This window comes from bacterium (genome assembly GCA_030649025.1).
In the GTDB taxonomy this organism is placed as follows: Bacteria; Patescibacteriota; Minisyncoccia; order JAUYLV01; family JAUYLV01; genus JAUSGO01.
The window spans coordinates 1-16,426 of sequence record JAUSGO010000014.1 but is presented as its reverse complement, the minus strand read 5'-3'; the positions used below and the strand labels follow the sequence as shown (position 1 = coordinate 16,426).

Annotated in this window: 12 protein-coding genes; 11 read left to right on the top strand and 1 reads right to left on the bottom strand. The window is 49.9% G+C overall.

Going from position 1 to position 16,426, the window contains the following annotated elements:
- Nucleotides 1–106 precede the first annotated feature (106 nt).
- The gene (locus Q7S09_01610; protein MDO8557871.1) at nucleotides 107–1,738 is read left to right on the top strand and encodes a 2'-5' RNA ligase family protein; all 1,632 of its coding nucleotides are present in this window, start codon (nucleotides 107–109) and stop codon (nucleotides 1,736–1,738) included.
- Nucleotides 1,739–2,091: 353 nt separating this feature from the next.
- The gene (locus tag Q7S09_01605; protein ID MDO8557870.1) at nucleotides 2,092–2,841 is read left to right on the top strand and encodes a hypothetical protein; all 750 of its coding nucleotides are present in this window, start codon (nucleotides 2,092–2,094) and stop codon (nucleotides 2,839–2,841) included.
- Between the two features lie 300 nt (nucleotides 2,842–3,141).
- Here Q7S09_01605 and Q7S09_01600 read toward each other — a convergent pair whose 3' ends face one another.
- Entirely contained in the window at nucleotides 3,142–4,266 is a 1,125-nt protein-coding gene (locus tag Q7S09_01600) for a S1 RNA-binding domain-containing protein (protein ID MDO8557869.1), read from the bottom strand.
- Between the two features lie 241 nt (nucleotides 4,267–4,507).
- Between Q7S09_01600 and Q7S09_01595 the strand changes: the two genes are divergently transcribed.
- The 9 genes from Q7S09_01595 to Q7S09_01555 form a co-directional block, all read left to right on the top strand.
- The gene (locus Q7S09_01595) at nucleotides 4,508–5,005 is read left to right on the top strand and encodes a hypothetical protein (protein MDO8557868.1); all 498 of its coding nucleotides are present in this window, start codon (nucleotides 4,508–4,510) and stop codon (nucleotides 5,003–5,005) included.
- A gap of 115 nt (nucleotides 5,006–5,120) precedes the next feature.
- Nucleotides 5,121–5,771, top strand: a complete 651-nt coding sequence (locus tag Q7S09_01590; protein MDO8557867.1) for an MBL fold metallo-hydrolase — start codon at nucleotides 5,121–5,123, stop codon at nucleotides 5,769–5,771.
- A gap of 428 nt (nucleotides 5,772–6,199) precedes the next feature.
- Entirely contained in the window at nucleotides 6,200–8,656 is a 2,457-nt protein-coding gene (gyrA, locus tag Q7S09_01585; protein ID MDO8557866.1) for a DNA gyrase subunit A, read from the top strand.
- Between the two features lie 99 nt (nucleotides 8,657–8,755).
- Entirely contained in the window at nucleotides 8,756–9,292 is a 537-nt protein-coding gene (locus tag Q7S09_01580) for a class I SAM-dependent methyltransferase (GenBank protein MDO8557865.1), read from the top strand.
- A gap of 126 nt (nucleotides 9,293–9,418) precedes the next feature.
- Nucleotides 9,419–10,738 carry an extracellular solute-binding protein gene (locus Q7S09_01575; GenBank protein ID MDO8557864.1) on the top strand — a complete coding sequence of 440 codons (1,320 nt, stop codon included), beginning with the start codon at nucleotides 9,419–9,421 and terminating at the stop codon, nucleotides 10,736–10,738.
- Nucleotides 10,739–10,938: 200 nt separating this feature from the next.
- A complete protein-coding gene (locus tag Q7S09_01570) occupies nucleotides 10,939–13,989 on the top strand; it encodes a hypothetical protein (GenBank protein ID MDO8557863.1) in 3,051 nt (1,016 codons plus the stop codon).
- A gap of 496 nt (nucleotides 13,990–14,485) precedes the next feature.
- Nucleotides 14,486–15,346, top strand: coding sequence for a pilin (locus Q7S09_01565; GenBank protein MDO8557862.1), 861 nt, complete (start codon nucleotides 14,486–14,488; stop codon nucleotides 15,344–15,346).
- A 91-nt stretch (nucleotides 15,347–15,437) separates the two neighbouring features.
- The gene (locus Q7S09_01560) at nucleotides 15,438–16,034 is read left to right on the top strand and encodes a hypothetical protein (protein ID MDO8557861.1); all 597 of its coding nucleotides are present in this window, start codon (nucleotides 15,438–15,440) and stop codon (nucleotides 16,032–16,034) included.
- A 206-nt stretch (nucleotides 16,035–16,240) separates the two neighbouring features.
- The coding region (locus Q7S09_01555) for a hypothetical protein (protein MDO8557860.1) at nucleotides 16,241–16,426 on the top strand (186 nt) is incomplete at its 3' end.

The window sequence follows — 16,426 nt, the reverse complement described above, 5'->3', positions numbered from 1 at the left end:
ACCGACCTGAAATTTTAGTATAATCTATCACTTCTATATTGTCAAGTATATACTTGACAAAAGCAGAGTTTTACATTATATTTATCTTATCATAAGAAATAATCCAATGCAGCAGCGCTTTCATACTATTATGCTTCCCACAAGGCCCCAGCCGGACACGCTGGTTGCGATTTTATTGCTGAGGCTGTTCGGCAAAGAAAAATATCCCGGAGTCGTGGAGGCGAAGATCGAATCTATGGGAACTCTTCCCGAAGGAGAAACTATCGCCGCTCTTACTCAAAAAGGATATTTTTTACTTGATGTGGGCGGAGGTCCCTTTGACCATCATGTATCGCGCCAAAAAGTAACTGCGTCCCAACTTATTGCGGATGATCTGGGAATCACGGCACATCCCGCCATTGCCAAGCTTTTGCAATATGCAGAGCGCGATGATAAATATGGCAAGGGCACCATCTCCGCAGATCCGCTTGATCGCGCGTTCGGATTTTCTGGCCTTACGGCCGCGCTCAATAAAAGCCTTCCCGGAGATTCCCAAAAAGTTGTGGAACTGACTCTGCCGCTTCTACTTGCGCATTACAAGGAAGAAAGGCGCAGGACCGAAGAAATACCCGCGGAGTTTGAAAAAAGCCTTCAGGAAGGCAATGCGGAGGTTTTTGAAGTGAAGGGAAAAAGCAAAAAGCTGAAGATCGTCATCATTACCTCGCAAAATCCTTCGCTTGCAGGCTGGCTTCGTTCACAAGAAGGCCTAAAGGCAGATGTGGTGGCGCAGTATCTGCCGAGCGGACATCTTAATATTCTTACAAGACCAACCAAGCGTATAGATTTGCGCATACCGGCCGGTCTTCTGCGCGCCCAAGAAATAGCTTCAAGAGGGGAGGATTTGGAACTGCCCTTGTCGTATCTCATGCGCTCCGGACGCATTGATGAAGCGCCGGAATGGTATTATGACCGGGCCACCAATTCTCTGCAGAACGGCGGCATAAATCCTGGCAACACTCCCTCGACGCGCATCTCCAAGGCAGAACTGAAAGAAATTTTGACATCGGGATTTGGCGAGCAGGCTTTTCAAACTCAAGGAGAAGATATGATAGGAGTGCCTCCGGCGCCTCCTTTAGCAGAGAGCCAAGGGAGTGCTCTTAAGACATATTATCTTGAGATGAAACTTCCCCAAGACGCTGCAAAAGAAATATCCGATCTTATCCAAGACGCATCGCCCGGCGTCAGATTGCATCGGCCGGATAATTACCATGTAACTCTGATGCACTTTGGAAAACTTGGGCAGGATGCAGTGGGGAATCTCATTGCCGATATACAGGATGCGCTGAAAAACCATCTTCCTCTTACGCTATCTTTTGCTCCGGAAGATTTTGCCGCGGGAAATGTTCCGGGTTATGAGGAGGGTAAGGCGTTTTATTTTGGTATTGGTGACGAACGTGGCGGCAACCCGCTCAAAAACATGCGAAAAGCATTGGAAGAGAAATTTCCCCATAAGGCGTCCGAAAGGTTTACGCCACATCTTACGGTTGCAAGCGTAGGCACCGAGGTTATACCCGAAGTCTCCCGGGATGCCATAGTTATCCTTGAACCGGAAAAAAATGCGGAGGTATTAATAAAAAAAATACGGCTCACCGCCGTAGATAAACTGCCCGACGGACGGACCGTATATCGCGCGTGTCATAACTTTATTCTTGGAGAGCAGGAAAACTCCATAAATCCCGTTAGAGGCCGCGGTCGCTAGCGAGGATTTAAGTGAAGTAAACTTTTTGATGAATTCTCGCTATGTTTATCAGGCATCACGGTTGCAAAAGACCGCGACCTGCCTTTAACGGGATAAATAAGCGAAATTCCGTGTAAATATTGCACAGGTACTGACCCCGTTAGAAGTCGCGGACGCTCGCGTCTGCGTCCTACTTCTAACGGGGTTGACAAAATAAATTATAGGGTGTATACTATAATTTCAATAAGAACTGCTCTTTTCAAATAAAAAGATGGTTTATCTGGTCGGATACAGCACCTTGTCTCTAACTTTCTGGAGCTAAGGCGCTGTATCTGAACTCAAAATTCAAAGAAATTCTGAAACGGGAGGCAAGCATGTTGAATCGAAAGTGTTTGGCGGATGTCGAAAAGGTGTTGGAATGTCTCATCGGCGGCATTGAGGAAAAGGATTTAGCAGATCTAGTTGTCGGTGAGAGCTTCCGGGGAGGCATGACGCGTTTCCGGCTTCACCACCGGTGCCCCAAAGACGCTCTCTCCGAGAGCGAATTCTGCCGGGAGCATAACGGCAAGAACGTAAAACTTGCGCATCGCCCGCATCGCCTACTCGTGCAGTTCACGGTCACGGACGAGGATGCCGCAAGCCTCTCCAAGCACGTTGTCGCAGGAGAGTATCGCACGAAAAAGGACTTTCAGGACCGGAATCAGGAGCGGCGGGAGAGTCCGCTTCTCCAGCAGTCGACCACCGTGGTTGACGGGGACGGCATCTCGCTCTCCGGCGTTCTGGCGGAACTGAAGGCGGCCGGGTACTACATCTACCAGACCCGGATCTCGACATGGCAAACCAAGAAGGGTCCCCGGAAGATCTTCGAAGTTCGCTTCGGCGAGCCGGGGTTCTACCGGAAGCCCGCTGTGCTTCATGAGGCGGAAGGTTTGATTGAACAGATGTTCGTCTCAACGGGCAAGGTTCGGGCGACCCAGAACGTCTCCTACGAGCATGTGGAGGGTGGGATGCGCTGCACGCACAGCGTGCAGGTCTTCTCCACCACCCAAGAGCCGGCAACAGCCGCTCTGAAGTTCAACAGCGGCAATTGGGTTACCATGCCACATGCCGCACCTGCCGCGTAAGCCAGTACGCCAACAACGAACAACACGCGCCCGGAGGGAAAACCTTCCGGGCGCGCAAACTTTTTACATACTTTTTCTCCAAAGAAGAAAAAATTCTTTCGACTGACTGGTTGCGCTCTCTGAGCGGGTTAGTGCAGGGCCAGATACAACTCCAAGCGTCGAGCCGAGAAATTTCACTTGTTCGAGGAACCAAAACACCGCATCTGCTGCGGTGTTTTTGTGACGAGTTTGAAATTTCTCGTTGCGAAACGCTTAGGAGTTGTCTGGCCCGGAGCGTTAAAGTGAAGAGAGCGCAACCGGTTAGTCTTTCTTTTCTTCCGGCCTTTCTTCTTCTTTTATTTTCTTTTTCCCGAATCCTAGAGCCATTTTGTAGTCTCTGGGATCGAGAGAGAGAATAGTGAATTCATATTCTTTGCCAAGTTCCAAAGATTGCTTCATTTTTTCTTCAGACCCGAATTCCGAGACATGCGCCAATCCGTGAATGTCTTTATCAAGTTTTGCGAAAGCGCCGAAGGGATTGATCTTTGTGACTTTTGCTTTTATCACGTCGCCGATCTTGAAACGTTCCGAAACGCTATCCCAGGGGTTCGGCTTCAGGCGCTTCATGGATAACGATACGCGGTCATTATCAATGCCTATGATTTCCGCCCGAACCGGATCTCCGACGTTCACGATATCATGCGGATCTTCAATGAGCTGCCAGTCAAGCTCCGAGATGTGCACCAATCCTTCCAGGTTATCGCTGAATTTCACGAATGCGCCGAAATTAACCACGCCGCTTACGGTGCCCTCAACGGCATTGCCGATCGCGTACTTTGCAAGAGTGTCCTTCAGTTCCTTGTTCTCGGCAGCCTTCTCGGAAAAAATAAGTTTGTTCTCGTTCTGTTCCACGCCAATAATACGCACCGCCATTTCCTGTCCTATGAATTTTTGAAGTTCCTGGAATATTTTTTGCTTGTCGCCCCCTTCAACCCGGGGATAGTGCGCGAAAGATAGCTGGGACACCGGCATGAAGCCCGCGATGCCCTCGCATTCCGCAATAAGCCCTCCGCGGTTAACTTCCTTGACGTGCAGACGTATAACTTCTCCCTCGTCCATCTTGCGGCGCAAGATGTCCCACGCACGCTCGCGGGATGCTTCGCGCATGGAGAGCTCCACGTAGCCCTCGTCGTTTTCGATCTCCACTACCGTTGCCTGCACGTTGTCTCCCGGCTTGAGGCCTTTTATGGTTGAGACCGCATCACGGTATTCTTTGCCCGAGACCACGCCGGTTTTGAAGCCGCCGAAATCCACGTACAACACGTTACGGGAAATAACAACAACCCTCCCTTCAATGGTCTTGCCTTCCTTAAGCAATTGCGGAGAGGGGGAAGAGGCATCTTCCAGCAATTTCTCCATAACTGCCGATTTGGTAACTTTTTGCATAACATACCAATCACGAATAATGCGAATATTACGCGAATAACGCGAATTCACGAATAATCCAGGGGATACATTCGCGAATCTGTATATTCGTGTGATATCTGTAAATTCGTGACCGTCTGACTTCTGGGATTTCTCCCGCCAAAAGAGTGTACCGTATGCGCCGATTTTATGCAAGCTCCTAATTTGACATTTTTCAACAGAAATGCTATCTTGTTGAAAACGGAGGTGCTTTTTGACAAAAATGGCAATCGTAAAAGAACTTCTTGAACAGCAGGGGCTTGGTCGGAAGGAAATTGTTGAGCGGACCGGCTTTTCCTACAATACCGTAGGTGCGTATCTCTACATGTTGCGGAATCCAGAGAAAGCGAAAGCCCAAATGAAGGCGTGGAACAGTTCAGAGAAGGGAATGGCCTCAAGAAAAATATCCAGTTCTGAATGGAGAAAGCGTAATCCAGCGAAGGAAGCCAAGAAAAAGCAAGTTGCGCTGGAGAAGAATCAAAAATTGACGCGCTCTGTGGCGCGCAATCATTATCAGAGGTGGACGATTCGGGAGATCGAATATCTTCAGCAGCACGGTCCTACGAAAACAAGAAGAGAGCACGCATTGTATCTTGGGCGGACGTATAAAGCCATAGCGCACGCTCTAAGGTTTGGTGGGATAACATTTCGCGATACAAAGCCGGACACACCACGGATGCCAGCAATAACCGTAGCGGTTCAGGACAACGTGGGTGCATAAAAGCACCCTTTTTCATTTTAAGAAGCCCCGTAAATTTGTCCCCATTTTTACGTTGAAATTCTAGGGTTTGTTTGATAGGATGCTTACACCGATATTGTTTAGAATTTGCAATATTATGCATTTATCGTGGTACGGGCAATCCTGCTTCAAAATACAGACAAAAAATGCCACCATCGTTGTGGATCCGTTTGACCGCGCCGCAACGGGTCTTGAACCGCCCAGAAGCAAGGCGGATGTTGTGGTTTTTACCCATAAGCATGCCGACCACACTTCGGGTGAATATAAAAATGCCGAATTCACTATTTCGGGACCCGGGGAGTATGAAGTGAGGGGCGTGCACTTTTATGGGTTTCCCGTCTCCCATGATGACGTGGGGGGGAAGCGTCTTGGGTTCACGGCGGCCTTTCTTATTGAAGCCGATGACTTGAGAATTTTGCATCTTGGGGACCTCGGAGCGAAGAATCTTTCCAGCGAACAAATAGAAGAGCTCGGCGATGTTGACATCATGCTCGTTCCTATAGGTGGAACCTACACGCTTGATGCGGAAGATGCGGAAAAATTGGTGCGGAATATCGAGCCGCACGTGGTTATTCCCATGCACTATGCACTGCCGCGCCTCAAAATTAAGCTTGATGGTGTTGATAAATTTTTGCGGGAAATGGGTGCTGCAAAAAAAGAGGCGCTTCCCAAGTATATGGTGAAAAAGAAAGATCTTCCTCCGGAAGGCACCGAGGTGGTTGTTTTGGAATTGGCGACGGGAGAATAAAGAATCACGAATAATGCGAATAGTACGCGAATAACGCGAATTCACGAATAGGGTTCTGTCAAGCATTCGTGAATCTGTAAATTCGTGTGATATCAGTAAATTCGTGATTGTCATTGCACGTCATGTCTCGCAATACCTCTTTTCGCTTATGTGTAGGGCTTTCGGTTTGCGCTGTTTTTTTGTTCGGCGCCTACAGCATACGAGGCCATCTTGCTTCGCTCGCGAAGAATGCCGCGCCACAAAACCCGCTAAAGGGAGAAGTAAAAAATGCGTATGAGAATTTTAAATCCCAAGGCGCAGAATCTCTAGGTCTCTTAAAAGATTCATTGCGAGTTCAATCGCAAAACATTCCATCGGTTCCGCCGAGCGCAACAAGTATAGAACCATAAATAGCGGCAAACCGTTTTAAAGAATCTTCTAAAACACAAATGGCCGATATCGGAAAAATCAAAAAGAGGGAAATTATCGACGAAATGCAGGAGTCTTACATTGACTATGCGATGTCGGTGATTGTTTCCCGCGCCTTGCCGGACGTTCGAGACGGCTTAAAGCCCGTGCATCGCCGGATCCTGTATGCCATGCATGACATAGGTCTAAGGCACGCGGCTAAATACCGCAAGTCCGCGCAGGTCGTCGGCGAGGTCCTTGGCAAATACCATCCCCACGGAGACGTGGCGGTATATGACACGCTTGCGCGCATGGCGCAGAGTTTTTCATTGCGTTATCCGCTCATCGACGGGCAGGGAAACTTCGGCAGCATTGACGGCGATAATCCCGCGGCGATGCGCTACACCGAATGCCGCCTTGCTTCGATCGCCGAGGAAGAGCTGGCGGACATTGAAAAAGATACCGTTACGTTCCTCGACAACTACGATGGGTCGAAAAAAGAACCGCAGGTGCTTCCGGCACGCATTCCCCAGCTCTTGCTTAACGGCACGGTCGGCATCGCGGTCGGCATGGCGACAAGCATTCCGCCGCACAATCTTTCGGAGGTGGTGGACGCTTGCGTGCATCTTGCGCGCCATCCAAAATCTACCGTTGAGGATCTTCTGCAGTTCATCCAGGGTCCCGATTTTCCTACCGGCGCCATCATTTACAACAGAAAAGGCATCCAGGAAACATATGCGCAGGGGAGAGGGCCTATTCTTATGCGCGCGGTTGCGGAAATAGAAGAGGCTAAAAAGGGGAATTATCGTATTGTAGTGACCCAGATCCCATATCAGGTGAATAAATCGGAGATGCTGGTGCATATTGCGGATCTGGTGAAAGAGAAAAAAATAGAAGGCATCCGGGATATCCGCGATGAGTCTGACAAGGACGGTATTCGGGTGGTGTTCGAGCTGAAACATGACGCGCATGCGCAAAAAGTGCTGAACCAGCTTTATAAGCATTCGGACCTGCAAAAGACGTTTTATATGAATATGTTGGCCCTGGCCGGGGGCATCCAGCCGCAGGTGATGTCGCTGAAAAGCGTTCTACAGCATTTCATTGATTTTCGGAAAGTTGTGGTGGAGCGCAGGGCTAAATTCGATCTGGCGCGTGCCCGCGAGCGCGCCCATATTCTGGAAGGTCTTTCAAAAGCCCTAGACCATATTGATGCGGTCATATCTGTCATCAAAAAATCCGAATCGAAAGAAGCGGCGCACGAAGCCCTAAAGAAAAAATTCGGGTTTTCGGATCCGCAGGCCGCCTCAATTCTGGAAATGCGCCTGCAGACGCTTGCGGGGCTGGAACATAAGAAAATTACCGACGAACTGAAAGAAAAGCGCGCGCTTATCAAGTCCCTTGAGGAGCTTCTGGAGAATTCGGCACGCATACTTAGCGTTGTGATCGACGAGCTTTTGGAAGTCAAAAAGAAATACGGCGACGAGCGCAGGACAAAGGTTGTAGCCCACGACATCAAAGAATTCAAGGAGGAAGACCTTATTGTTGAAGAGGAGGTCATCATCACCCTTACCGAATCCGGGTATATCAAACGCCTGAAACCCGACGCATATCGCGTTCAGCGCAGGGGCGGAAAGGGAGTGATCGGCATGGAAGTGAAGGAGGAGGATGTGGTGAAGAACTTTCTTTCCGCATCAAGCCACGACGGACTGCTGTTCTTCACGAATCGCGGAAGGGTTTTTCAGACAAAGGTCTACGAAATTCCTGAATTTTCCCGTACCGCAAAAGGGCAGGCGATCGTGAATTTCCTCGATCTGCCGCCGAAAGAGACGGTCAGTGCCATCGTTCCCATCCGCAAAAAAAACCTCCCGGCTTTCTTGGTGATGGTGACCAAACATGGTACAATCAAGAAAACCGTTCTCGATGATTTTTCTCATGTACGAAGGTCGGGAATCGCGGCCATTAAGCTCGACGACACAGATTCGCTTCGCTGGGTGAAAGGCTCAAGCGGAACAGACGATATTATATTGGTGAGTGCGCTGGGCCAGGCGATCCGTTTTGGGGAAAAAGACGTGCGGGGAATGGGAAGAACCGCCGGCGGGGTCCGCGGCATACGGCTTAAGAAAACCGGTGACGAGGTGGTGGGAATGGGAATCATAGAAAATCAAAAATCAAAAATCAAAAATCAAAATGTAGCGGAAACCATGTTATTGGTGGTTTCGGAGAACGGGTATGGGAAACGGACGGATATCAAACAATACAAAGTGCAAGGCCGGGGAGGGTCTGGCATGAAGACGGCTAACGTGACCTCAAAGATCGGAAAACTCATCGGAGCGGAAATCGTTGACCCCGAGCACCAGGACCTTGTTGCAATTTCCAAGAAAGGACAGGTCATTCGCACGGGGCTTGGCGCGGTAAGCGTGCTTGGCAGAGCCACCCAGGGCGTGCGTATTATGAAAATGGACGGAAGCGACACGGTCGCGTCGATTACAACTCTTTGATAATCACGAATTTACAGATGTTACACGAATTTACAGATTCACGAATATTCGTGAATTCGCGTTATTCGCGTAATATTCGCATCATTCGCGATTCTCCCAATGGAATCTTCTTTCTTAAATCCATCCCGCATTGTAGAATCCCTTCATCTTGAAGAAGGCATGAAAGTTGCCGAATTCGGGAGCGGCACGGGAATGTTTTCACTTGCCATTGCCGAGAAGCTCGGTGCAGAGGGCAAGGTATATGCTTTGGATGTGCAGAAGGAGACGCTTGAAGCGCTTCGCGCCAAAGCCCGCGCGGAGGGTGTCTTTAATATAGAAATCGTTTGGGCGGACTTGGAAAGAGAAGGGTCAACGAAGATACCGGACGAGGCGCTGGATATGGTGTTTCTGCCAAACGTTCTTTTCCAGTCCCAGAAGAAAGCAGAAATCCTTAAAGAAGCCCATCGCATAACCAAACCCGGAGGCACTGTTGTTGTCATTGACTGGCTTCCCAAAAAGGCCATTTTTGGTGCATCCATGGGGTGGCTGGAAACTCCCGAAAAAATGCAAGGTATTGCTGAAGGCATAGGTCTTACGTTCGTCGATGTACTACAGACGGGTTCGGCGTACCATTACGGATTATTGTTTCGCAAGTAGCAGTACACGATAATCACGAATTTACAGATACTACACGAATATACAGATTCACGAATGTATTCTTTAGGAACTATTCGTGAATTCGTGTTATTCGCGTGTTATTCGCATCATTCGTGATTCTCAAGAATGCTTTTTAGCAAACAAAAACTCATTATAGCGCTCATTGGCCTGTTGGTGACGGTGCTTATCGGGGCACTTGTTGCCTTTTTTGGTTCTTCAAAAAAGCCGACAACCCAAGGCTCTACGCCCCCGGCGATGTTACAGGTTTGGGGGGTTTTTGACACGTCGGACATGATAGCTCCTCTTACCCGCGCGTTCCACGAACGGTATAAACATCTGGACGCCTCTTACCACCTGTACACTATTGAAGAGTATGAGAATGTCCTGCTCAATGCCCTGGCTTCGGGCAAGGGACCCGATGTGTACATGGTGAACAATACCTGGCTCCCGCGGTATATTGAACGATTAAAGCCCGCCTCTCCTTTGGCGCTAGACATAAAAACATTTCGCGACGCATTCGTGGACATTGCCTATGAAGATTTGGTGGCGAACCAAAAAATTTATGGGGTGCCCCTGCACGTCGACACGCTTGCGCTTTTTTACAACAAAGATTACCTCGCCTCCGCAGGCATTGCGCTTCCCCCTTCAACCTGGGAAGAATTTTTAGCTGCCACAAAGCTTTTAACGCGCAGAGACGAGAAGGGGAACATTCAGCGTGCGGGCGCCGCACTAGGGACGGCAAAGAACATCAACCGGTCTTTCGATATTCTTTCGCTTCTTATGATGCAGCAGGGGGCGCATATGGTGAGCGATGACCTGACGCGCGCGACGTTCGACGCGCCGCTTGCTATCGGAAATGAATCGTTTTTTCCGGGCGAGAGGGCGCTAACCTTTTACACCGACTTTGCCAATCCCCGAAAACAGGTATACAGCTGGAATGCTCTGCAGGATTTTTCCCTGGATGCGTTTTTTCAGGGAAAAGCGGCAATGATGGTGAATTATTCCCGCGTCATCCCGCTCATTGAATCGCGCGCGCCGTATCTGAAATGGAACATCGCTCCAATGCCGCAGATCGCTTCCCGGGATACGGACATCAACTTCGGGAACTATTGGGCGCTTGTCGTGTCCTCAACTTCCAAATATCCGGAACAATCATGGCAATTCCTGAAATTCATGACCGAGCGGGATAACGCCAAACGCTATGCCGACAACGCGCGCCGCCCCGTAGCCCGGCGGGATTTGGTGGATGTGCAAAAGGCAGACGAAAAGCTCGGGGTCTTCGCGGTGCAATCGCTTACCGCGCGTAGCTGGTACCAGGCGGATAACCGCGCCATTGAGGAACTGTTTGCCGATATGATAGAATCGGTAGTGAAGGGGTCCGACAGCGCGAAAGACGCTATCGTGAAAGCCGCGCGCCAAGTGGGGGTGTTGATGAGAAAACAATAAAAGGGTGGGTATTTTTATTGTTCTTGTTCGCTGCCCAGATTTTTCTCCACCAAGGGAGGAGCACTTTTCAGCCCTCCCAAAGTTAAAGGGGGATCCCTTCCTTGAGTTTCGAAAAATCAGATCAGTTCACGTAACAATAAAAAATATCTTGAAGTAGAAATTGTTTTCTGCTTTGGCGAGAGGTGGATATTATAGAAAATATGGAAGAGCCAATAACATTCCGTCGTCCTCAGAAACGTTTTAATACAAAAAAGACGCTCGCGTTTTTGTTCGCGGGCGTTTTTGTGTTTTTTTGCGCCACAGTAGGACATTCCGCATCGGCCGTATGCGCTCTTTCCAATGCCGGGTGGTCTGACGCGGAAGCGTATGTGGGACAGCAAGTCGGAGTTAATGTTGGCTACACCGACTGCACCGGGGGCGTTGATTTCGCTATATTCGAGGATGATTCGACAGGCGACAGCTATATCAAAAATATCCGAATTAGTATCACCGGGGGCTCTTCGGGCGTTGTCGGTTTCTATCAGACCTCCGCATTCACCCAAGCCGACTATTCAGCCGGAGGCCCGGGTGGTTTGGAAGGCGATAACCTGGAGATGTATTTTGCGGCCTCCATAGGATGCTCTGATCCCAATGACCCGCAGGCGGCAGGATGTGGATTTGCAAAATCCGGCCTTCTAACCCTCAAGCCGCCGGAGTACGGGTGCGTAAAAGCCGACGGAACACCCTATCCTGTTTGTTATATTTCTAAAGATCTTTGTAGCGCCGGCTGTGTGAACGTTGCTGGTGCAGGGGCAACTTGTCAGCCGTGTAACCAAATCTTAGGCAATAGTACAAATGACTCATCTTTCACTTGTAATAGCACGAGAACTGCATGCGGTCCCACCGGAGGATTTTCAAGTACAATATATTGTGACCCGGGACTCGGAATCTGCAGGAAAGGAGTGGGTGGGGAACCTAATAGTCCTAGCTGTGTGGGAAAAACTGAAAACACATCTTGTGTTCCTCTTATCTGTGACCAGGACAGTAAAACATGCAGGCCTAAGGTGGGCAGCGAAGTAGGCGACACAACATCCTGCCTAGGAAGTTCAAACGGAGACTCGTGCGCCCCAAAGCCAGGAGGCAAGCCGGTAACGTACCAATGCACCAAAACCACGCTTACCGTTTCAGATCCTGACGCGTGCAACAATCCGAAAGGCGGATGGCTTCCCTTGGTGCCCTGCGGCAGATCTGACCAGTGCGGCATGCTAGATACGGATGGAAGTCCATGCGACGAGTGCCAGTTCTGCGACCTTTTCAGACTCGTCCAGAATATTCTCTTGTTTACAGTTTTTGAGCTTATTCCTCCGATAGCTATTTTCTTTATTGCGCTTGGGGGTCTTCTTATCCTGCTCTCCGCGGGGAACGAATCGAGGAGAAGCCAGGGCAAGGCCGTTTTACGCACCACCATTATCGGCATCATCGTTATCTTCACGTCCTGGATAATCATCAACACGGTCATTAAGACCTTCGCGGTAAATCTTGCGGGCGGCTCGGGCACGACATGGTACACGTTCTCGTGCAGCGGTGGCGCGGGAGCTCCCCCTGCTTCGGCACCCGGGTGCGTGACAAGCGGGGATTGTTCGGGTAATCAGACCTGCGATAGCGGCACCGGCACTTGTATCAATAAATATGATTGTAGCGGCACAACTTGCCAGCTTGCGGTTGATGGGCCATACAGCGTATCAAATTGCGGCGGCAACTGCACCGGCACTGCCTGCACCCCGAACTGCTCCGGCCGCGCCTGCGGCTCCGACCCCGCCTGCGGCGTCTCCTGCGGAAATTGTCCCAATGCGACAGATACGTGTAATGCGTCGGGGCAGTGTATATCCGCCTGCATTCCTGAAACCGATGCGGCGTTCTGTGCGCGATTTAGCCGCGCATGCGGGAGTGCTTCGGGAACGGATAATTGCGGAAATGCGCGGGCTGTTCCGGATTGCGGAAGCTGCAGCATTGGCACCTGTAACACTTCCGGCCAGTGTGCCTGTTCTTCAACCGAAACGCTTTGCGCAGGAGCCTGCCAGTCAAATCCTACATGCACCGGAGCGTGCCAAACGGGGAATTTCGTCTGCACCCCCGGAGGATCGCTCGTGTGCACTACCTCTCCGGATGGCGGCGCATGCGGCGCAAGTCAAACCTGTGTGCAGGGTTCGTGCGTTAATCGGTATGAATGCAGAAATGCTTCCTGCCAACTTGCCTCGGGAGGCGCATACACCGCTCCCGATTGCCTCGGCTCATGCGCGGTGCCTTCCTGTTCGCTTACCGCAACTCCCCAAATAATCAGTTCTGGCCTTTCCTCAACGCTCACCTGGACCTCGACCGGCAACGCCACAAGCGCCTTCATTGACCAAGGGGTCGGGGCGGTGGCGCCTCCTGCGGGCGGCAGCACTCAAACATCTCCTGCGACAAACACCATCTATACCCTGACCGTAGGGAATGCAAACGGCTCCTCAACCTGTTCCGCAAGCGTGGCGGTGACTCAAGCGCCATGCGGCAATGGAAGTTCTTCCTGCGAACCCTGGCTGGGAGATACCTGCTCGGTATGCCCGGAATGCGCGGGAAATCCATATTGCATGACCGCGGCCACCGTGTGTAATCGCTTTGAGTTTGAAGGCGGCAAGCCGGGCCCCACGTATGACCAATGCCGCAATAACGCCAACACGACGCTGATTAACTTCCTCGACTTTCTTTCCGTGAAATATGCCGATCCCACACGCGATATTCAAGATCTCGGTTCGGCGCCTTCCGTTGTTGACGGTATATGCAACCAGCACTTTAACACCGGCGGATGCGGCGGATTTCCGACAGAGTCTTGCTTGAATAATCCCGCCGATTGCGGACCGTGTCCTACCATTGCGAACATCTCCGACGCGAACATTGCATCGGGTCTTTGCGCTCCCGATGCCTGTTCGGATAACATCTGTTCCCCGACCGCGTGCTCAAGTTCTCTTGCATGTCAGTATAACTGCGACTCCGCGCACTATGGCGGCAGCAGCGCATGCGGCGCGGAACAGTCCGTTGCGGTGGATTTCCGCATACCGAACTCCGAGACATGCACCATGCTTGCCAACTGGTCCGACACCATTTGCACGCCGGGATACAACTTCATCAGCTACGACCTTGATACTCCGGACACCCTTCACGTGAGCGTGGATACGTCGGCGGCCTGTCCCGCTTCACCCGATTGGACGGTTCCGGCTCAAGCGTGCCCGTAAAGTGGAAAAACATTACAAAACAAACAGGACAAACATGACGGGAATAATCGGTAAGAATCTAAAAGTTTTACGAAAAGAGATTTTCCTCAGCGTGCTTTTGAGCGGATTGTTTTTCGTGTTCTTTGGTTTTGCGCTTGCTCCAGGCGTATCGGCGCAATGGTCATATTGTAATGAAACAGGAAATTGTATTCAGTCTTGTGCCAGCGGTTGTAGTTCATGTCTCGGAGACAATTCGACATGCAGTGCGTGTTGTATGGATGCAACGGGAGTGAGCAATGGTTGCGGATGTCCGACAGCCGGATCGCTTAACGTTGAATGTGTTGCATCCCAGGATCCGAATACGGGAAATAGGCTTACGATTGATCCAGGGACAGGGGTGGCTTTTGATGTAACAATAAACGGGAGAGCACAGGAAAATGAGACATGCGAATGGTCGGGACCCTTTAGCATAAACAGTACCTGCCAGGTATCATATGCTTTTACGGAAGATCCCGGGGTGGGACAATCCAGAGATTATACCGTAACCGTCAAAGTAACAGACAGCGCAGGTAGTACAGGAACCGATTTTTGCACCATCACTGTCTGCAATAAGTGCGGGACCATAGATAGCCAAATTTGTCCCAATGGAGTTTCTTCAAATCCAGTGGCCGGCGGCTATATGGGTACCGGTCTTTGCAGCACCAAATGCTACCAAAATGCGGCCGATTGCAAGACGGATTCTGGTACAGACTGTCTGCAATGCACTAATCCGGTCGACGTATGCGACCCGGCCCAGGGAGCTATATGCGTAGCTCCCAAACCCGAAGGCTCGCAATGCACTGTAGATGCCTCGTGTGATACGGGGCTCGGATGCTTTCAAAATACGGGAAATAGCGGCTACCCTTGCATTTGCCAATCTTCATCAGGTGGAGGTACTCCCTGCACAACGTATAACACGGATGAATACGACGCTGGCTCGGGCCTGGAATTCCACGTTCAGGGCGAAGAGGTGCCTCCCACAAAGCCCTGCCCGCCGGAGAGTTGTCCGCCATTGGTCAAGGGAGGGACGGGAAGCGGCTCGCTATCGCTCGATGCGCTCATACCAGGGAACTTCACCGATTTTCTCGGTCTTCTCTCCTGCGTTTTCAGCTATCTTGTGTACTTTGCTATTCCCATCGCGGTGATCATTTTTGCTCTTGCGGGGATGATGCTTTTGACCTCGCGGGGGGATCCGGGAAAAACGGAGACGGGGAAAAAGATTCTTTTGTGGGGTCTTATCGGGTTTATCGTCGTTTTGCTTTCAAAAGGAATTTTAATGGCAATACTCTCATTCTTCGGCAGCGGTTCAGTAACGTTTACGTGTAGCTTATTTTCCTAGAGCTTGGCGCTGACCAATACCAAAAAATTTAAACACAAAGATCAAGTAATGCTTCAGCAAGAAGTACCGATCTAACCCCTCGTGTCTGTCCATGATTTATAAAACTAAAATAATTTATATCCTAGCGATCGTCCTTCCGTTAATTGTTTTTGGAATTTTTTCCCTAAAAAAAATAGGCTGTGGTGACTTTTACGGGCGAGGTTATCCAATTCCTTGGGATGGCGGTGAATGCAACAATCCATTTTTCGAAGGTAATTACCCGTTATATTTGTTCGCAAATTTAGGTTTTTGGTTTTCTCTTATCTTTATTCCCATCTTCTTGGCCACTTGGGCATTTAAACACAAAAGGGGTACCAGTTTACTTTGGAGCCTCGTAGTGGCAGCCCCAGTAATTGTTATATTACTTAGTCCGCTCGGATATTGTCGCGAGGGTGGTATGGGCCTGGATTATAAGTTTTGTTTAAAAATCCCTTTAACATTAGGCCAAAATAATTTAAGAGAAACCCATATTCTACAATACAAACATGGTTTCCCTTTTCCATATTTATATTACTGGATCGGCAGCAACGATGGTGCCAAAAATAGTATTGTAAATAATTATTCCCTTTCGTCTATATTTTTATTAGCAGATTATCTTATATTTTCCTTGATTGTATTTCTTTTCCCCCGTCGCAGATCGGTTGCTTGACTTTCTATCGAAAAAAATGGTACAATGAGAATCTGGATGATATGACCATGGACGCATCTAAGAGCTAGAGTTATCCATAGGCGCTTTGCGGCAGTTGCCTTATAATGTGATAAGGTCTACAAAGAGACCCTGATGTAATAACATATTAAAAAGGTCGACTATAAGTGTGGAAAAGTTCAGTGAATATATAGTAAACTCATATGCATATGAAAAAAATAATTTATTCGGCATTATCGTTCGGCTCCATTTTCCCTCTTTCTGCACTTGCGGTAGAGGAGACCACGGCCCCGTCGGCTTCCGGGATCGCAAGCATTGCTGATTTCTACGACATTATCCAGGTCGCCGCGAGGTGGCTGGTGGTATTCGGCATCATTATCGGCGCAGTCTTCATC